The sequence below is a fragment of the Synechococcus sp. MIT2312 genome (assembly GCF_059772315.1).
This window is the reverse complement of sequence record NZ_CM186281.1, coordinates 1,480,430-1,497,269: the sequence shown is the minus strand read 5'-3', so window position 1 is coordinate 1,497,269 and position 16,840 is coordinate 1,480,430. Positions and strand designations below refer to the sequence as shown.

The 16,840-nt window shown below is 59.2% G+C and carries 19 protein-coding genes; 10 read left to right on the top strand and 9 right to left on the bottom strand.

Annotated elements, in window-relative coordinates; translation table 11 throughout:
- The first annotated feature begins 25 nt into the window (after positions 1-25).
- The 3 genes from leuC to AC6EI9_RS08750 all read left to right on the top strand — a co-directional run bounded on the left by leuC (position 26) and on the right by AC6EI9_RS08750 (position 2,661).
- Entirely contained in the window at positions 26-1,429 is a 1,404-nt protein-coding gene (leuC, locus tag AC6EI9_RS08760; protein ID WP_498467420.1) for a 3-isopropylmalate dehydratase large subunit, read from the top strand.
- Positions 1,430-1,492: 63 nt separating this feature from the next.
- On the top strand, positions 1,493-2,107 hold the full coding sequence (locus AC6EI9_RS08755; RefSeq protein WP_498467419.1) for a 3-isopropylmalate dehydratase small subunit: 615 nt from the start codon (positions 1,493-1,495) through the stop codon (positions 2,105-2,107).
- An 80-nt stretch (positions 2,108-2,187) separates the two neighbouring features.
- Entirely contained in the window at positions 2,188-2,661 is a 474-nt protein-coding gene (locus AC6EI9_RS08750) for a pentapeptide repeat-containing protein (RefSeq protein WP_498467418.1), read from the top strand.
- Positions 2,662-2,673: 12 nt separating this feature from the next.
- On the opposite strand, the gene AC6EI9_RS08745 is transcribed toward AC6EI9_RS08750, so the two are convergent.
- Together AC6EI9_RS08745 and AC6EI9_RS08740 are read right to left on the bottom strand one after the other, a co-directional pair.
- On the bottom strand, positions 2,674-5,859 hold the full coding sequence (locus AC6EI9_RS08745; protein WP_498467417.1) for a DUF3769 domain-containing protein: 3,186 nt from the start codon (positions 5,857-5,859) through the stop codon (positions 2,674-2,676).
- Positions 5,860-6,016: 157 nt separating this feature from the next.
- Positions 6,017-6,136 (bottom strand): photosystem II reaction center protein I, encoded by a 120-nt coding sequence (locus AC6EI9_RS08740; protein WP_006172424.1) that lies wholly within the window; start codon positions 6,134-6,136, stop codon positions 6,017-6,019.
- 61 nt (positions 6,137-6,197) lie between these two features.
- On the opposite strand from AC6EI9_RS08740, the gene AC6EI9_RS08735 reads away from it, so the two are divergent.
- Positions 6,198-9,227, top strand: coding sequence for an alpha-mannosidase (locus AC6EI9_RS08735; RefSeq protein ID WP_498467416.1), 3,030 nt, complete (start codon positions 6,198-6,200; stop codon positions 9,225-9,227).
- Here the strand turns inward: AC6EI9_RS08735 and psbN are convergent.
- Complete coding sequence (gene psbN / locus AC6EI9_RS08730) at positions 9,164-9,304, bottom strand: photosystem II reaction center protein PsbN (RefSeq protein WP_498467415.1); 141 nt, start codon at positions 9,302-9,304, stop codon at positions 9,164-9,166. The two genes, AC6EI9_RS08735 and psbN, sit on opposite strands and share 64 nt — an antisense overlap.
- Before the next feature lie 86 nt (positions 9,305-9,390).
- Here psbN and psbH point away from each other — a divergent pair, with 86 nt between their 5' ends.
- The 4 genes from psbH to AC6EI9_RS08710 are packed head-to-tail and all read left to right on the top strand — an operon-like array spanning position 9,391 to position 10,746.
- Positions 9,391-9,591 carry a photosystem II reaction center phosphoprotein PsbH gene (gene psbH, locus AC6EI9_RS08725; RefSeq protein WP_066904734.1) on the top strand — a complete coding sequence of 67 codons (201 nt, stop codon included), beginning with the start codon at positions 9,391-9,393 and terminating at the stop codon, positions 9,589-9,591.
- A gap of 22 nt (positions 9,592-9,613) precedes the next feature.
- Positions 9,614-9,853, top strand: coding sequence for a TatA/E family twin arginine-targeting protein translocase (locus tag AC6EI9_RS08720; protein ID WP_498467414.1), 240 nt, complete (start codon positions 9,614-9,616; stop codon positions 9,851-9,853).
- 6 nt (positions 9,854-9,859) lie between these two features.
- Positions 9,860-10,489, top strand: coding sequence for an aminoacyl-tRNA hydrolase (gene pth, locus AC6EI9_RS08715; RefSeq protein ID WP_498469991.1), 630 nt, complete (start codon positions 9,860-9,862; stop codon positions 10,487-10,489).
- Complete coding sequence (locus tag AC6EI9_RS08710) at positions 10,489-10,746, top strand: DUF3146 family protein (protein ID WP_114993496.1); 258 nt, start codon at positions 10,489-10,491, stop codon at positions 10,744-10,746. The genes pth and AC6EI9_RS08710 overlap by 1 nt, the downstream gene beginning before the upstream one ends.
- On the opposite strand, the gene AC6EI9_RS08705 is transcribed toward AC6EI9_RS08710, so the two are convergent.
- From AC6EI9_RS08705 to rph, 4 genes are all read right to left on the bottom strand, one after another.
- Positions 10,724-11,161: a RuvC family protein gene (locus AC6EI9_RS08705; RefSeq protein ID WP_498467413.1), complete on the bottom strand. Its 438-nt coding sequence runs from the start codon at positions 11,159-11,161 to the stop codon at positions 10,724-10,726. The genes AC6EI9_RS08710 and AC6EI9_RS08705 overlap by 23 nt on opposite strands.
- Complete coding sequence (locus AC6EI9_RS08700; RefSeq protein ID WP_498467412.1) at positions 11,158-12,369, bottom strand: DUF3084 family protein; 1,212 nt, start codon at positions 12,367-12,369, stop codon at positions 11,158-11,160. Before AC6EI9_RS08700 ends, AC6EI9_RS08705 begins: the two co-directional genes overlap by 4 nt.
- Positions 12,370-12,427: 58 nt before the next feature.
- Positions 12,428-13,162 (bottom strand): global nitrogen regulator NtcA, encoded by a 735-nt coding sequence (gene ntcA / locus AC6EI9_RS08695; RefSeq protein WP_067098506.1) that lies wholly within the window; start codon positions 13,160-13,162, stop codon positions 12,428-12,430.
- Between the two features lie 75 nt (positions 13,163-13,237).
- Entirely contained in the window at positions 13,238-13,963 is a 726-nt protein-coding gene (gene rph / locus AC6EI9_RS08690) for a ribonuclease PH (protein WP_498467410.1), read from the bottom strand.
- Between the two features lie 145 nt (positions 13,964-14,108).
- Between rph and AC6EI9_RS08685 the strand changes: the two genes are divergently transcribed.
- Together AC6EI9_RS08685 and dcd are read left to right on the top strand one after the other, a co-directional pair.
- Complete coding sequence (locus AC6EI9_RS08685; protein WP_498469990.1) at positions 14,109-14,717, top strand: cob(I)yrinic acid a,c-diamide adenosyltransferase; 609 nt, start codon at positions 14,109-14,111, stop codon at positions 14,715-14,717.
- Entirely contained in the window at positions 14,717-15,310 is a 594-nt protein-coding gene (gene dcd, locus AC6EI9_RS08680; RefSeq protein WP_498467408.1) for a dCTP deaminase, read from the top strand. The genes AC6EI9_RS08685 and dcd overlap by 1 nt, the downstream gene beginning before the upstream one ends.
- Positions 15,311-15,382: 72 nt before the next feature.
- Here the strand turns inward: dcd and thyX are convergent, their stop codons facing one another.
- Together thyX and AC6EI9_RS08670 are read right to left on the bottom strand one after the other, a co-directional pair.
- On the bottom strand, positions 15,383-16,108 hold the full coding sequence (gene thyX, locus AC6EI9_RS08675) for an FAD-dependent thymidylate synthase (protein WP_498467406.1): 726 nt from the start codon (positions 16,106-16,108) through the stop codon (positions 15,383-15,385).
- Between the two features lie 68 nt (positions 16,109-16,176).
- Entirely contained in the window at positions 16,177-16,722 is a 546-nt protein-coding gene (locus AC6EI9_RS08670; RefSeq protein ID WP_498467404.1) for a thioredoxin domain-containing protein, read from the bottom strand.
- Positions 16,723-16,840: the final 118 nt, after the last annotated feature.

Genomic DNA, 16,840 nt, shown 5'->3' with positions numbered 1-16,840 from the left:
GTGAGCTGTTGACGGCTGACATCAGATGAGCAGCGGAACCCTCTACGACAAGGTTTGGGATCTGCATTGCGTCGCGGATCTTCCCGGAGGTGCCACGCAGCTGTTCATCGGTCTCCATCTGATTCATGAGGTCACGAGTCCTCAGGCTTTCGCGGCCCTGGATGACAAGGGCCTTCCCGTGCGCTGCCCTGAACGCACTGTTGCCACTGTCGATCACATCGTTCCCACCATCAGTCAGGAGCGACCGTTTTCTGATCCGCTGGCCGAGGAGATGCTCAGCACGCTTGAGCGCAATTGCGCGCGTCACGGCATCACACTCAATGGGCTGGGGAGCGGTCGTCAGGGAATTGTGCATGTGATTGCACCTGAACTGGGCCTTACCCAGCCAGGGATGACCGTTGCCTGCGGTGATTCGCATACCTCCACGCATGGAGCATTCGGAGCGATTGCCTTCGGCATCGGCACGAGCCAGGTGCGTGATGTGCTCGCCAGTCAGAGTCTGGCCATGAGCAAGTTGAAGGTGCGTCGCATCTGGGTGGAGAACCGACTCACTGATGGTGTCTTCGCCAAGGATCTGATCCTGCATGTGATTCGCAACCTGGGTGTGAAGGCCGGTGTGGGTTACGCCTATGAATTCGCAGGGCCTGCGATTGAGGTTCTGTCGATGGAAGAGCGCATGACCCTCTGCAACATGGCGATTGAAGGAGGTGCACGCTGCGGGTACGTCAATCCTGATCAGATCACCTTTGATTACCTGAAGGGTCGCGCCGAGGCTCCAGCCGCTGACATCTGGGACCGTGCTGTTGCCTGGTGGAGTTCACTCGCGTCGAACACTGATGCGACGTTCGATGATGAAATTCGTTTCGATGCGGCCGCTATCGCGCCCACGGTGACCTGGGGAATCACACCAGGACAGGGCATTGGTGTTGATGAACGCGTTCCGGTTTCAGAGCAGCTTGATCCGGCTGACCGCCCGATTGCCGAAGAGGCCTATCGCTACATGGACCTGGCTCCTGGACAACCCATTGAAGGAGTGCCTGTTGATGTCTGTTTCATCGGCAGTTGCACCAATGGCCGTCTCAGTGATCTTCAGGCCGCGGCTGCTGTGGCTCGTGGTCGGCACGTCGCTGAAGGCATCAAGGCCTTTGTTGTGCCGGGCTCAGAACAGGTGGCTCGTGCCGCGATCAAGGAAGGCCTCGATCAGGTGTTTCGCGAGGCAGGTTTTGAGTGGCGTGAGCCGGGCTGTTCCATGTGTCTGGCCATGAACCCTGACCGGCTTGAAGGCAGCCAGATCAGTGCGAGTTCAAGCAACCGCAACTTCAAGGGTCGTCAGGGCTCCGCCAGCGGCCGGACTCTGTTGATGAGTCCCGCGATGGTGGCCGCTGCTGCCATCGCCGGTCGGGTGAGCGATGTGCGCCAGCTGAGCTGAGCGTGCATCGCATTCAGTTCCATTCCGCCGCTGATCATTTCCCCCCACGCTGATTGTTCTGTGATGACTGAGACCATCGCCTTTCCTCAAGGCCCGATCGGGCGTGTGTCGGGCCGTGGACTTGTGCTGCGGGGTGATGACATCGATACCGACCGGATCATTCCAGCCCGCTTTCTCAAGTGTGTGAGCTTTGAATCTCTTGGGGAACAGGCTTTTGCCGATGACCGCAAGGAACTGGCCGGTGAACACCCGTTTGACCAGGCGGTGCATCAAGGGGCTTCGATTCTGGTTGTTAACGACAATTTCGGCTGTGGTTCAAGTCGTGAACATGCTCCGCAGGCGCTGATGCGCTGGGGGATCCGTGCCGTTCTGGGTGTGAGTTATGCCGAAATTTTTCAAGGTAATTGTCTCGCTTTGGGAATTCCCTGTGCCACGGCCGCTCCTGATCAAATCTGCGCTCTTCAGGATGCGGTAGCAGCGGACCCCACTGCTGAATGGACGCTCGATCTTCAGGCTCTCACTTTCAGTGATGGATCAACGTCTCAGCCCATTTCTGTGGCGTCAGGTTCTCTAGACATGCTTCGCACCGGCCAGTGGGATGCCACGGGGCAGCTCGTGGCAAGAGATGCGGAGCTGACCCGCACGATGGAGGCACTCCCCTATCTGCATGGTTTTTGAGCGCACTGAAATCTGGTGATGAAGGGTCCGCGGCAGAGAGGGACCAGATTGTCTAAGACTGAGACAGAGGCACTGCTGCCATGGACCAGTTCCGACCTGTTCAGCTCACCGCTGCCCTTCTGGTCAGCACGCTGATTCCTGTTGTTGCGACCAGGGCTGAATCTGTTCAGTCATTGATCGTGCAGCCTCATGGATCTGCCAGGGAGCGCTTGCTGGTCAGCGGTGCCTGTTCCGGCTGTGATCTTCGATCGGCTCATTTGCAGGGAGCCCATCTGATCGGCGCTGACCTTCGTGATGCCGATCTCCGAAACGCCGATTTGCGTGAAGCCAACCTGGAAGGGGCAGACCTGAGTGGTGCCCGTCTCGATGGCGCTGACCTGCAAGGCGTGCAACTCAGTAACGCTGATCTCTCCGGAACCGACCTGCGTCGCGCTGATCTGCGTGGAGCTGTGGTGATCAATGCGTATGCGCCAGATGTGCGCACCGATGGAATGCGGTTCGCAGGCGCAGACCTCACCGGCAGCCATCTGATTTATGGGGGTGGCCCGAACTAAAGCGGGCTCTGCTCAGAATGGTCGACTTTCCAGTTCGTTGGGCAGATTGCGTGGTGTGTAGGGGATGAATGGCAGTCCTGTACCTGTGAAGTTGAAGTCATTCAGGCGGAAGCGGAAACCACCGATGCCTTCATAGGGGTTGAAGTAGAAACCAAGGTCATAACTGCGACGCTGCCAGCGCAGCTCGATGTTGGAATTGATCACATCGCCGTAGAAGGGGGAATTGGGATCCACGTTCACGCCAAGGCCGGCATTCAAAAGCAGTGGCCCGGCAATCTGTTGCGTGATGCCGACGCCGAGAGTTGCGAGGTCGACTGCTTGGTCGAATGCAAACGGACTGTCTCCGCCTTTGAGGGTGCCGCCACCGGCAATGGACAGTTGGGTGTAGTCAAGGAAAGGCTTGCTGAACGTGCCCAGCGTGAGTGTTGGTCCGCCGGTGAGGCTGAGCGTGCTCTGATTCTTTCCATCCCCGAAGGCAGCGAGGGATGTGTTGATGTTGGTGCGCAGGGTGAGTCCGGGCACGATGGCTACCGGTGAGTAGCGGTAGGCGGCTTCTGGTGTGAGTGCAGCAGGTTTGCCGCGCCAGAGTGGATAGCTGCTGTTCATCGACCCATAGACATTGGCGCGCGTGGTGTCGATGAGGTTGGTGCTGGTGAAGCTCTCCGCCTGGTAATTGCCGAGGCCAAAGCGCCAGATGTAGTTGTTCGAGAGCTTGCCCCATCGCCAGTCGCCCTTCTGCTCCGCGAAGGCGCCATAGGCGCTGTAGACGTCAGTCTCGCCCAGTGAGCCGTTCCAGGTGCGGTAGCGATAAGCACCGAACAAGCGAGTTTCCACTTCGCCAAGCAAGGGCAGTTTGATGAAGCGGTTGACGTTGCCCCAGAAACGGCTGCCGTTCATGAAATTGCTGGGATTCAACGTGCTGATGTCGGCTTCAGCTTCGACGTTCAGGCCCAGTAACTCGCCACTGAGTTCGGCCTCGAGGCCGAACAGGTCCCCGAGGGCATTGTCTTGTTTGGCCTTGGAACTGTCGATGGATGTCCCCGGTGCCACGTAGCTTTTATTGCTGCCGTTAATCGCGCGCTGAAGCAGAAATTGCGGTTGCAGATCGAGACTGATGTTGTCCGTCAGTTCGATGGACTTAAGCTCGCGGCCAACAAATAAACCACTGCGATCGTCGTTGTCGATGCCCAGCACCCAGCGGTTCACCACCTCTTCTTGTTTCTGAATTCTCTGTGTTCTGGAAACGGGGATGGGCAACCGTTCCTCAACAATCAGGCGGTTGCGTTGGCTCTTGATCAGGATGTCCCCGTTGTCTTGTTCCGTGGCGACAACATCTTCCGCATCAATGCGGGTCTGAGCCGGTGTGTAGGGATCATTGGTGAAGCTCATCCGGCTGGCTGTCCAGCCATCGGGGCTGAAGCGCACCTGGGCCGCCTGGATTCGCCAGCGACTGATTTCGCCAGTGATTAACTTCGACTTTCCGCGAGTCTTGAGCTGCGCCGGTTTCACTCCGCCGTAGCGATTGGCAGACAGCACTTCGCTGTTGCGCAGGTTGTCACTGCCACCCTCGGTGCGTTCGATCACCAACCGCTGCTGCAGCTGAATACTGCTGATCCGTTGGTCGATGGCAGCGATGGCTTCGCTGCGAAGCCTCTCCTGTTCCGCTGGCGAGCGATTCGAGTGTTGAGGCTGTGCCGAAGGTTGTGAGACATCTACAGCGGCAGAGTTGGTCGCTGCATCACGCAAAGGATTCCCCAGGGTGATGTCTTCGAGTTGTGCGCTCAGGCTTTGTGATCCGGTCCGAGCTGCGCGGTCGGAATCCGGGCAACCCAACGGCGGCGGCGCTTCAGGACTGAAAGGCTCAGGTTGATCCTGCCCCCACCGATAGCGGACTCCGATCAAATAAGCGTTGCTCCCTTCCTTCACGCCGCTGTAAGTGCCGAAAGCACCAGAGCGGTGGTGAATGCGCCCCACCATCGACAGCTCAGGAGACACCGCTGCTTCCAGTTCAAAAGCGAGGTAGTTGAGCAGGTTCGCGTAATTCTTGCGGTAAGTGCGCTCGTAATTACTGACCGCTGAGTTGTAGCTGATGCCCTCGACGAAGCCAAGGCTGAGCCATGGTTGAACCCACAGTCGGGCACCAAGACCGAGGATGCCTTCGCCGAACGTCTGGGCTGGGGTGTTCGCGTTAGGAACGGTCTGATTGAACGGACCACCCTGCTGTTCATAGGCCTGGTGGGCAAATAAATCAGCCTCGAGCTCCAGTTGCAGCGGCCCTGCTCGCCAGATGCGTTTCTGCATGCTGACCCCGAGAAGATACTCAGGACGCATCCTTCCGTTGAACAGGAAGGTGTCGCCGAAGTTGGAATCAATCATCTGTCCGCCCCAGGCGGTGATGGCCCAGGGGTGCGGATGCCAGTCGGGAATGGCAGGGATGTCCGGTGGGCAAGCCATGCCCTCATCGGCCTGTTGCTCCGGCTGGCTGGTGTTCGGAACCAGCCATTCTTCGCTGGGCAGCGGCTGCTCAACGGTCCAGAAGCTCTCATCATCTCCCTGAGGGCTGATGCGATTGGCAGTGAATGACTCCAGCTCAATGTCGATGGCTGACGGGAATCCGAGGCCAGTGCTTTCAATGACAGGCAGCAGCCTGTCCTGACTGACATCCTCTTCAGGGGGCTGCCCTGATGAAGCTGAGTTGGGCGTGGTGGCTGCTTGATCGTTGGGCAGGAGGTTGAAATCAACAGCAGCGCTGTCGAGATCGAGAACGCCGTAAACGTCCTCCATCGAGCCGCTTCCCTGGATCAGACTGAACCTCAGGCTGCTCGCCTGGAAATATTGAGCGCCTCTGCGAAAGCGAACACCGCCGCGAGCGAAGACGCTGTTGAAGTTCGTGTCGAACTCGAGCCGGTCCGCCTTCAGCACACCGCCATTGATCACAGCCCTGACGTTTCCTTCGGCAACGAAGAGCTGACGCCTGGCGTCGTAGGTCTGGCGGTCGGCCCTCAGGCGTAATTCGGGTGGAGGCTGTACGACAGCGCCAGATTCTGCAGCCTGCTCTGACTCATCTTCAGTTGTTAAGAGCTCACGAACGTCAGCGTCATCAGCAGATGACTCCACGCGCGTGGGTGGGATCACTCCGAACTCGATCAGGTCTTCAAAACCTTCTGATCGTGCTGGACCTCCAAGGACTGCAGCCACAGCAAGAAGTCCCGTGATCGTGATGGGAGATCGGGAAGCTGGCAAATCCGCTTAGGAGAAGCCGCTGATCCTCACATGAGCATCCTCAGCCTGAGACCGGAAATGACCAGTGTTCGTCGTGACCCCTGAACGTTGTGCGCTCAGATCACGCCTGCACTCAATCTTCCAGGTCCTTGCGACTGGGGGTGCGGCTGGGATCACTCGCCAGAAATCCAAAGACGAAGATCCCGATAAAAAAGAAGACGACCGAGTAAACGGAGATCTTGAGGGCGAGCATGGAGACCGACCGGCGTCTGGGATAGCGCCATCATCTTATGGGTCAAGGTTGTGAGTTCACGATGCAGCCCCCTCTACAGCCCCGACGATTGGCGTGGATTGAAACGTTTCGAAGTCGCAGCCGCCTCGATCTGCTCCCTTTTTGGCATCGATGCGGTGATTTCCGCAGGCATTCCGTCCTTGAAGAGCCTTGGGGAGCTCAGCATCGTCCTGACTGGGCGAAGCGTGGCCTGTTGATCTGGCCAAGAGGTGGTGTCTGGTTGCGAATTGAGCAGACCATCACCTGGCCAAAGCACTGGCAGCACTGCGAAGACAGCCTTGAAAGGCTTGTTCTCAGCTGGTGGGCAGACCAGGTGCGTCTCTGGGTGGACGGGGTTCTCGTGCATGAAGGGGACCTGTTCGACACCCGCTGCCGCTGGAAGCTGCCGGTGCACTGGAGGCGGGGAGCGGGCCTGAGGTTGCTTCTGGAGCTGCGCAGTCCTTGTCATGACGATGGCGCACTGATCACCAGTGATCTGGTTCGAGAGCCCTCTGTGCCTGCTGTTGATCCCCAGGGATGTTTACTGCCTCAGGCCCTTGACCTCTCAGGCATCAAGGCAGAGTCGCTGCCTGAGGCATGGCTTGATTGCGATCCGCTGTCCACTGAGGCGGTGGCTCAGGTTGATCAACACCTCTCAGGGCAGGCTCATGCCACCGGTGGGCTGCACTGGGTGGGTCATGCGCATCTGGATCTGGCCTGGTTGTGGCCTGTTGCTGACACCTGGCAGGCGGCGGAACGCACCTTCCACTCCGCTTTGCACTTGATGGAGCTCCGCCCGGAGCTGCATTTCGCCCACTCGACCCCGGCTCTGTATGAGTGGATGGAGCGCCACCGTCCTGCGCTGTTTGCACGCATTCAGCAGGCCAGTCGTCTGGGGCGTTGGGAGCCCATCAACGGCCCCTGGGTTGAAACCGACTGTGTTCTGGTGAGCACGGCCTCGCTCTGGCGGCAGTTTTCATTGGGTCAGGAGACCAGTCAGAGATTGTTCCCTGAGTGGCGACATGACTTGGCCTGGTTGCCGGACAGTTTCGGATTTGCGTCAGGGCTGCCGGCCGTTGCCCACGCCACCGGCGTTCGCTGGTTCTGCACACACAAGCTGGCGTGGAATGCCACCAACGTCTTCCCGCACCGCCTGTTTCGCTGGCGAGGTCGCTGCGGTGCGGAGCTGCTGGCCTTGATGTTGCCAGGCATCGGTACGGATGCCGATCCAATGGCCATGCAGCAAGAACAGCAGCGCTTCCAGGCCAACACAGGAGTCGACCAGGCACTGTGGTTGCCCGGGGTTGGTGATCACGGCGGTGGGCCGACCAGGGAAATGCTGGAAGAGATGCAGCTCTGGCAAGACCATCCACAGGCCGCCCCACGTCGATCAGGCACGGTGCGTGAGTATCTGAAGCAGCTTGAGCCGCTCAGGTCAGCGTTACCCGTCTGGAAGGATGAGCTGTACCTGGAACTGCACCGGGGCTGTGCCACGTCTCGCCCGGATCAGAAACGACACAACCGCACCCTGGAGCGGTTGCTGCGGGAGGCTGATCTGGTGGAGGCCCTTGGGGCTGAGCCCACGCAGCGGCGGGACTGGCAGGTGCTGCTGTTTCAGCAGTTCCACGACATTCTTCCTGGAACCTCAATCCCTGAAGTGTTTGATCAGGCGGAGCCCCAGTGGCGAGCTGCCCGCCGACGTGCAGCAGTGCTGAAGACTGCCGGTCTCCATCAGTTGCTCAGTCGTGTGCCTCCCGCGGAATCAGCGCCTGCCATGGGTTGTCAACACTGGGCATGGTGCGGGCTGCAGCCACTGCAGCGCTGGTCTCCACTGGTGCGGCTGCCGCGCGGTCGGTGGTCGTGTGAGGGCAACAACCTGCCGTCACAAGTGGCTCCAGGTGGGGATCTGTGGGTGCAGTTGCCGGAGGCCCAGGGGGTAATGGCACTGCCTCTTGAGTGCCATCAAGGTGCATCCAAGGTGACGGCAGCTGCTCCTGTTGTGCGGAATCCGGTTCGGGTTGAGGTCAGCGCCGAGCAGAGCTTGCGCCTCTGCAACGCTCTGCTCACGATTGAGCTGGACCACAGGGGACTGACCCGCCTGCAGGACGAGCAGGGTGTTGATCAGCTCTCGGAACCAGTGCAGTTCAGGCGCTACCGCGACCGGGGTGAGTTCTGGGATGCCTGGGATCTGGCGGCGGATTACCCGCAGCATCCCCTGCCGATGCCTGCTGAGTGGCAGCTGGAGCTGGTGGAGCAGGGCCCGCTGGTGGCCAGGGTCGTGCTGCGCAGCTCGATCGAGAGCAGTGTTTTGCGCATGGATGTGCTGCTGCGAGCCGACAGTCCCTCCGTTGAACTGCAAGTCACCATCGACTGGCGTCAGACCCATGAACTGCTTCGCATGGTCTGCCCCCTTGCCCAACCAGCGGTGCGCTGGGCTGCGGACGCCAGCGGCGGTGTGATCGAACGACCCGCTGTCGCCTTGACGCCCTGTGAGCATGCTCGTTGGGAGGTTCCTGTGATCTCCTGGTTGGCCAGTCAGGAAGCAGCTCCTGGTGGTGGACTTGGCATCTTGCTTGACGGTCCTCAGGGAGTTGATGCCGGCCCGCATCATCTGGGAGTCTCCTTGCTGCGCGGGCCAACCTGGCCTGATCCATCAGCGGATCAGCGACTGCATCGCCATCGCCTGGCCCTGATGCCTGTTTCAAGCGGCTGGTATCGCGACGGCCTTGCGCAGGCGGCGATTCGCTTTCGTGAACCTGGCTGGCTGGGACCGATCGAATTCTCTGATCGCTGGCTTGGGTTCCCTGCTCTGCCGAAGCAACTGGTACCGGTTTCAATCCGATCGGATCAGTCAGCTGATGCTGTCAAACGTGCCGTTCTCGTTCAGCTGCTGAATCCGGGCAGTGCAAGGGTGAGCTGGTCGCCCGGCCACCAGGGCTGGTTGATTGAGAATGGACAACAGTCCACGACAATCAAACCTGGAGCGTTGCAGGAGCTGCGCCTGGCCCCTCAGTCGTCATGGTCATCGAAGGGATCATCCAGCTGTTTCGATGGCGGACCAAAGGCGGTGTAGACACCAAAACCGGTGAGTCCGAACAAGGCGGTCAGCACGGCAATCGACACCGACAGTGCCGGGGAGGAACTTTCCATCACATCTCTCGACAGGATCGACCCTCTTCAGGGTCGGGGCCCTTACAGTATCGGAACTGAACTTCACCCGAGACCTCAGGGCCGCTATGGCACAACGCACTCGATTGGGCGATCTGCTCCGTCCCCTCAACTCCGAGTACGGCAAGGTTGTCCCCGGATGGGGAACCACCCCTGTCATGGGCATCTTCATGGTGCTGTTTCTGGTTTTCCTGCTGGTCATTCTTCAGCTCTACAACCAGTCCTTGATCCTTGAAGGAATCAACGTGAACTGGAACGGCGGCGCCTGATTCGGTCCGCTCATCACCTTCCATGAACATCTTCGGCATCGGACTCCCTGAGATGGCCGTCATCGGAGCCGTCGCGCTTCTGGTGTTCGGACCAAAGCGTCTGCCTGAATTTGGCCGGACGCTTGGCAAAACGCTCAAAGGTTTTCAGACAGCCTCCAAAGAATTCGAGCGCGAAATCAGTAAAGCGATGGCTGATCCGGAGGAACTTCCACCCTCCTCGCCTTCAGATTCAGCGTCATCGCCAAAGGCTTCTGAGGACTGACCGGTGATTGAGAGTGGTGACCTCCGTCTGGTGGTCGGACTGGGCAATCCCGGTGAAAAATATGCATCGACACGGCACAACGTCGGATTCATGGCTCTTGAGTTGCTGACCACTCGTGAGGGTGGACGTTTCAAGCCGATGTCAAAGCTTCAGGGTGATCTCGCTGATGTCGGCTCCGGTAGTGCTCGACTCAGGCTGCTGATGCCGCAGACCTACATGAATGACAGTGGTCGTTCGATCCGCGCAGCACTGGATTGGTTTGATCTCGGGATTCATCAGCTGATCGTGCTCGTTGATGACATGGACTTGCCGCTGGGACGGTTGCGACTGCGTGCGCGCGGTGGTGCCGGTGGACATAACGGCTTGAAAAGCACCATTCAGCATCTCGGCACTCAGGAGTTCGCCCGCCTTCGCATTGGCATCGGTGCTCCTGGTCGCAATCCCGAGGAGCGTCGTGCCCGCACGGTGTCCCATGTTCTCGGTCAGTTCAATCGGGCTGAGGAACCATTGCTCCAAGACGTGCTGAGGGAAGTGTTGTCCGGCCTCGAGCACATTCAGCGACAAGGCCTGGATCGGGCAGGGAACGCCATCAATTCTGTGAATCTGGTGCCTGACCTTGATGGCGATCCGGCCTGATGGCACGCCTGCCTGTCACGACGGCTCATCTTCGGGTGCACCAGCACAGCTTTCGAGACAAGTGTCTGCAGGGAGAGGTCCAGGCGGGTGGATTCACCTGGACCTTTCACTGGTTGTTTGATCGGGGTGAGCTGAGTGTGGAACCCTCCCTGGGTAGAGCCTTGATCCAGGACGCCCTGCTTCGCTTCCTTGTGAAATCCGACTACAGGTTGGAAGCCGGTGGTGACTACAGCTTCACAGTGCGGGCCCGTTTCTGAGAGGCGCGGGTCCAGGCCACAGGATCTTGCGGCCGAGCTCTGATTCAAGAATCACCAGGGCTGCAACGGCATCCAGTTCGCTGGGGGGCAGCAGCAGGCCCTGGGGAATCAATCGCCGCCATCCCCGTGGGGGCCACAGCTGCCAATAGCGCTTGCGTGCCTGCAGTGTGGTGCCGCGCTCGTCCACCACTTTGACTGGAAGATCCTCAGGGAGCTGGTGTCTCAAGCTGTTGCTGGCGGTGCCATTCCCCAGCACCAAGAATTCAATCGGTGCGTCCTGCCTCCAGCACTGCAGGGTGTCCAGCACCGCTTCAGTTGCCACAACGTCCCCTTCGATGACGCAGTCTCTGGTGCAATCGACCAGGACCAGGCCGCACTTGTTGCGCCCTGGGTCAACCGAGACGATCCGGCTCATGGACTGTCGTCCTGGAGCGTTGATGTTGGGCGCAGTGGGCGGCTTGGACGCAGCTTGATGGCAATGGGATCGGCGGTTTCACTGCGCCGCACCGCAACGGCCTCGAGTTCAACCCGTCCACCGCTGCGCTCGGTCAGCTCCCGGGCGAGCGTGTTGACGGCGTTGGCATCAAATTGAAGGCCTTGGCTCAGGGAGCCTCTTCGGCGCACCTCCGCCAGTGTGGATGCCAGCAGCAGGTTGATGCGGTTTCGCACCGCTTCTGGATTGGTGTCCTGCCCGGCAACAGTGGCTTTGGCCAGAACTTCTCCCTCCATGGTGATGGCCACATTGGGACGCACATCCGGGAAGGCGTAAACCACGTTCTCGCCTCGCAGCACATTGGCCGCCGAGCGCAGTAGCACCACCCAGGTGCCAGGCTTTCGGATGGCTTGTTCCAGCCTTTCAATGTCCTGGCGGGGCACGAGGATGATCTGACGATCAGGAGCCTGTCCAGGCAGAACTTTCTGAAAAGCCTGCAGATTGGCTTCCCGAAGCACCTGGTCAATCACTTGTCGGGCTTGATCAGGACGATCGAGCTTGAGCGTGACAGTGGCCAGCGGCTGACCACTGCTGATGGCCACATCTCCCCGCCGCAGCGCTAGCAGGTTCTTTTCCAGTTGCTGGAGCTCCGCTTCACCTGAGCTGATGCGCTGACGCACCGCCCGAAGTTCATCATCCGTGCGTTGGATTTCCGCATCGCGGTTGCGCACGTCCTGGCTGAGTCTCCGCCGTTCTGCCTCCAGTCGGCGCGTCTGCTCCTGAAGGGGTTGAAGTGTGCTGCGCAGCTCAGCTGCCCGTGCCTGCGCGTCAGCCAGGATCTTTCTGGCTTTGATTTCATCGGCCCGAGCTTCTGCGAGTTGCTGCCGGGCCTGTCGCTGAGCCTTGCGGCTTCCCTTCAGATCTGAGCGGCTGCTGCGTAGACGGGCTTCGAGGTCATTGAGTTCAAACAGACCAACGCGCAGCTGACGGCTCACCAGCAGCATCAGCCCGAGCGACAAGGCACTGATCAGGCTCCCCGTGAGCACAGTGATCACCACTGCGGTTTGACGCGGCCGAAGACCGAAAAGGCTCAGCCGGGCTTTGCCGACCCTCGAACCCAGTCGATCACCAAGGGTGGAAAGCACCCCCCCGAGGATCAGCAGGGACAGCAGCAGAAGCCAGCCGGTCACGGAGGGTCAAACATGCGGCAGGCCGCTGAATTGCTGCCCATCTTCACCTGTCGCGGGGTTAACTGAAACGTTTGGCCAGTGCAATCGGGTCCAAAACAGTGATCTTCTTGCGGTCAATTTCGACCAGGCCTGAATTGCGTAGATCGCCAAGCAGTCGCGTGATCGTGACACGCGTCGATCCGATCGCTTCAGCGATCGCCTGATGAGACAAGCGCAGGTCAATGGTGATGCCCTGGGGGCCAGGCATCCCGAAGTCCCTGCAGAGAACAAGCAGAAAACTCACCAAACGGGAGGACATATCCCGGTGCGTGAGGGTCTCAATCATCGTCTCCGTCTGCAGAATCCGGCTGGAGAGACCTTGAAGTAAAAGCAATCCCACGCTGGTGTTCGCTTCGATCGCCTGGCGAACGGAGCTCGCCGGGGCTGTGACCATTTCCACTCTGGTGAATGCCACGGAGTGATAAAACCGATCGGAGCGATGGCCGGTGAGGAGTGAGAGAACGCCAAACAGGCTGTTTTCTCTCAGCAGGGCAACGGTGATCTCTTCCCCGGACTCATACACCCTCGATAAACGGACGGCTCCTCGTCGTATCAGATAAACGCGTTCGGCCGGGTCTCCTGGAAAAAAAATGGTCTTGTTCCGTTCCACCATTTCGGTGCTGGCACCTTCCAGATCACGGATCACTTCCAGCAGGGTGCGGCTGGCGGGGTTGGGCGCATTGGTGAGGCTTGTTTCTGCGGATCGCCCAGGCTGGGGAGCAGTCCGACTAAAGCCGCGCATCACTTCGGCCATGACCAACGCATCAATGCGGGGAAGTTAAGGAGCGATGCGCGGTCACCCTGTAGCAACGAACACGGTTCTCCTGGCTCAGTTCTCATGCAGGGCATCCAGCTGTGCAGCCATGAGCTGCTTCAACCCTGGTTCAGCAAGGTCCAGCAGCCTGTTGAGCTGCTGGCGACTGAATGGTGCACCTTCGGCAGTGCCTTGCAACTCCAATAGATCTCCGGAGTTGTTCATCACCACATTGAGATCGACATCGGCTCGACTGTCTTCGCTGTAGTCCAAGTCCAGCAGAGCATGCCCCTCGATCAATCCAACAGAGACAGCCGCCACCTGGTTGATGACCGGATTGGTGCTGACGCGATCTTGTGCCAGCAGCCGCTCGCAGGCTTTTTGCAGAGCGAGCCATGCCCCTGTAATCGCCGCAGTCCGCGTTCCCGCATCCGCCTGAATCACATCGCAGTCGATCAGCAGGGTGTTTTCACCCAATGCCTTCATATCGATTGCCGCGCGAAGGCTGCGGCCGATCAGGCGCTGGATCTCCTGGGTGCGTCCTGACAGTTTCATCAGTTCCCTGCGCTGGCGATCAGGGGTGGATCCCGGCAGCAGGCGATATTCAGCGCTGAGCCACCCCAGGCCCTGATCCCGTCGCCAGCGCGGGACGCCGTCTTCCTGGCAGACGCTGCAGAGCACGGTGGTGCGTCCGGTGCGCACGATGACGGAGCTCAGAGCGAAGCCCATGGGATCCCAGTCGATTGAGAAGGCCCTGAGGTCGGCGGGTTGACGGCCATCGTTGCGCTGGGTCTCGCTCATGGGGGAACCGGATCGGGATCTTGAGCCTGCCAGTTGGCGTAGAGACACCAGGGATGGTGTCAAAGGGATTGTGATTTGCGCTTTCGCCGCTAGATTCAAGTTCCGCTGGATCGACTCGATTCCAGTCACGATGGACGCGACCGTGATGACCGCCAGCCTGAGCCCAAGCCATCGACCCCGCCAGCAGAGCGGTGCCGATCATCAGGCTCTGAACCGTGCGGGTTTGCATCCCCTGCCCTCGCTCCAGCCCCAGCAGCCCCTGCATCTTGTGTCCCCTGAAGGGCAGTTGCAGGTGCATACCGCCCCTTATCGAGGAAGTTTCGGCACCGTGTTGAGTCAGGCCTTGCGTTCTGCTGGGCTTGGCAGTCGTGTTGCAGTGATGCAGTTCCTCAAAGGTGGCGTTGCTCAGGGGCCTGATGCGGCGATCACGCTCTGCGATCGCATGGTCTGGATGCGGCCTGCGGTGATGGGATGTCTTTCGGATCAGGCCAGTTCGGCCGACCCCGCAACCGTGGATGCTGTCCAAGCCGTCTGGCAGATCTGTCGCCGCCACCTGGCTACCGGTGGTCTTGATCAGTTGGTGCTGGATGAACTTGGCTTGGCCATTGCTCTTGGCTACCTCAACGAAGCTGAGGTGCGTGACAGCCTGGATGCACGTCCTGGTTCCATGGATGTGATCATCACAGGACCGTCGATTCCGGACTCTCTTATGGGTCTGGCCGACCAAGTGACGGAACTGCGCAGGGGTTTCTGATGCTCAAAAATGACCGTTGGATCACGGAACAGGCTGCCGCTGGCATGCTCGAACCCTTCCAGAAAGGGTTGGTTCGGCATCTCGATCCTGAGCAGAAGCTGACACCTGTGCTCAGCTTCGGTTGTTCCTCATACGGCTACGACCTGCGTCTGTCGCCTCAGGAATTTCTGATCTTCAAGCATGTTCCTGGAACCGTGATGAACCCCAAGCGGTTCAACCCTGGAAATCTTGAACCAACCGAACTTCACCATGACGACGATGGTGACTATTTCATCCTTCCGGCTCATTCCTACGGCCTGGGTGTGGCTCTTGAGAAGATGAAAGTCCCACCGAACATCACCGTGATCTGTCTCGGAAAGAGCACCTATGCGCGGCTGGGAATCATTGTGAACACCACACCGGCTGAAGCCAGCTGGGAGGGGCATCTCACCCTTGAATTCAGTAACAGTTCAGGAGCTGACTGTCGCATCTATGCCAATGAAGGCATCTGCCAGTTGTTGTTTTTTGAAGGCGATCCCTGCGACACCACTTACAGCGATCGGCAGGGCAAATACCAGCATCAACCCGAGCGGGTGACACTGGCCAAGGTTTAAATCGCTAAGACTTAAATCGCCAAGGTTGAAGTCGGGCCGGTTGAAGTTGGCAGTTTGCGATCCTGCTCCGATTCAGGGCGCAAGGCGCGCCTTGTGCAGGCGGTTTTTTTCGTACCAGTCAGCAAACTCAGGTGCCCAGCTCTGAAGATGGGGCCACATCAGGTCACAAAGTTCCCTGATTTCCTGTTGCGCGTCGAGTTTGGAACGCAGGTCCAGGAAGTGAAGAAAGGCTCGCAGACTGAAGCTGACAACAAAGTGCTGTCGGTAGTCGAACGGGAGAATTCCACGGGCATGCTCCTCGGAAAAGCCGTCGCGCAATAGATCGCGATAGCGCTCCGCAGCTTGTTGGCAGAGTTTCAGATCGATGAGCCGTTGCTCATTGACGTAGGTGTATTTCTTGCCCAGTCGGTCTCGGTACTCCCCAACCGGACGCAGGTAAAAGACTTCCTCGAGATCGAGTTCCCCTTCAGCAGCTCTGCAGATGCGCTCGCCGGTGTATCGCATCGATTGCACATCAAAGCTCACGCCCACTCGGTGCGTTCGCGCCTGCTGCATCACCGAGTGGGGAAACCAGCCAACGTTCAACACGATCTGAGCATGTTCCAGTGGGCCGTAATGACCCTTCATGCCACCCAGCAACCGCTTGATGCAAATTTCTCCAGCCCTCGTTTCGTCCGGCCACTGGTCGCGTTCCATCACCACGAACCCTTCGCTGTAATCCTGGTGCATGCCTGCGTACACGCTCTGTTGAGGATTGGGCGTGGCGGCGATCAATTCGACCCGGAAGCGGGAATCCATGAGGTTTTGGGGTTTCGGGTACGGGATGTTCGGTCGATCATCGCCTCTCCGGTCAGCATCGACCGGATTTAGGCGTGGCTTCTTGGACCGGTGGAATCCGCCGAGGCGGTCTCAGGCAGAGCACTCGTGCTGCCCACTCCGGCGAGAGCTGGAAGTGGGCTGCCGTCGATCAAGGCATTGGCGATCGAATTCAGCTCGGTTTCACTGCGTGCTCCGAGCGAGCGGCCTCGCATTGTGCCGTCTGCGGAGAACAGGTTCAGCTGCGGGATTCCAGTGACGTCGTAGCGATCGGTCAGGTCGAGCCAGCGCGGATTGTCGATGTTGACCAGAACCACATCCAGGCCAGCACTGTGGCTTTGTTCAACCTCCAGCATTGCTGGAGCCATTTCGCGGCAGACCTCACACCAGTCGGCATAAAACTCGAGGATGGTGGGCCGGCCGTTGCTGAGTGCAACTTCTGGCGACAATGAGCGTCTGGCGAGCTGATCAAGTGGCGATTCAATTGAACCGCCGTTGCGCACCAGGAAAAGGCTGACAGCCAGGACAAGGGCTGAGACCAGCAGTAAAACTTTCTGCAGTGTGCTGAGGCTGGAGCTTGAAGCGCTGTCGGTCATCGCGGACTGACATCAATGCCCCCACTCTGACAGGACAAACCGCTTGCTGTTGCTAGCGTCTGACCGCAGATGATCGCGTCGTTGATCGACGTTTGTCCGCCGCGAATCTGCCTCCAAG

Bases quoted from the DNA above. Each gene is read 5' to 3' on its own strand.
- thyX (WP_498467406.1), bottom strand. From the start codon at position 16,108: ATGGATTCCCGCTTCCGGGTCGAATTGATCGCCGCCACGCCCAATCCT.
- AC6EI9_RS08685 (WP_498469990.1), top strand. From the start codon at position 14,109: ATGACCGCCAGCCTGAGCCCAAGCCATCGACCCCGCCAGCAGAGCGGT.
- AC6EI9_RS08755 (WP_498467419.1), top strand. From the start codon at position 1,493: ATGACTGAGACCATCGCCTTTCCTCAAGGCCCGATCGGGCGTGTGTCG.
- AC6EI9_RS08670 (WP_498467404.1), bottom strand. From the start codon at position 16,722: ATGACCGACAGCGCTTCAAGCTCCAGCCTCAGCACACTGCAGAAAGTT.
- AC6EI9_RS08720 (WP_498467414.1), top strand. From the start codon at position 9,614: ATGAACATCTTCGGCATCGGACTCCCTGAGATGGCCGTCATCGGAGCC.
- AC6EI9_RS08705 (WP_498467413.1), bottom strand. From the start codon at position 11,161: ATGAGCCGGATCGTCTCGGTTGACCCAGGGCGCAACAAGTGCGGCCTG.
- psbH (WP_066904734.1), top strand. From the start codon at position 9,391: ATGGCACAACGCACTCGATTGGGCGATCTGCTCCGTCCCCTCAACTCC.
- ntcA (WP_067098506.1), bottom strand. From the start codon at position 13,162: ATGGCCGAAGTGATGCGCGGCTTTAGTCGGACTGCTCCCCAGCCTGGG.
- AC6EI9_RS08710 (WP_114993496.1), top strand. From the start codon at position 10,489: ATGGCACGCCTGCCTGTCACGACGGCTCATCTTCGGGTGCACCAGCAC.
- psbN (WP_498467415.1), bottom strand. From the start codon at position 9,304: ATGGAAAGTTCCTCCCCGGCACTGTCGGTGTCGATTGCCGTGCTGACC.
- dcd (WP_498467408.1), top strand. From the start codon at position 14,717: ATGCTCAAAAATGACCGTTGGATCACGGAACAGGCTGCCGCTGGCATG.
- AC6EI9_RS08735 (WP_498467416.1), top strand. From the start codon at position 6,198: ATGCAGCCCCCTCTACAGCCCCGACGATTGGCGTGGATTGAAACGTTT.
- AC6EI9_RS08740 (WP_006172424.1), bottom strand. From the start codon at position 6,136: ATGCTCGCCCTCAAGATCTCCGTTTACTCGGTCGTCTTCTTTTTTATC.
- leuC (WP_498467420.1), top strand. From the start codon at position 26: ATGAGCAGCGGAACCCTCTACGACAAGGTTTGGGATCTGCATTGCGTC.
- AC6EI9_RS08750 (WP_498467418.1), top strand. From the start codon at position 2,188: ATGGACCAGTTCCGACCTGTTCAGCTCACCGCTGCCCTTCTGGTCAGC.
- rph (WP_498467410.1), bottom strand. From the start codon at position 13,963: ATGAGCGAGACCCAGCGCAACGATGGCCGTCAACCCGCCGACCTCAGG.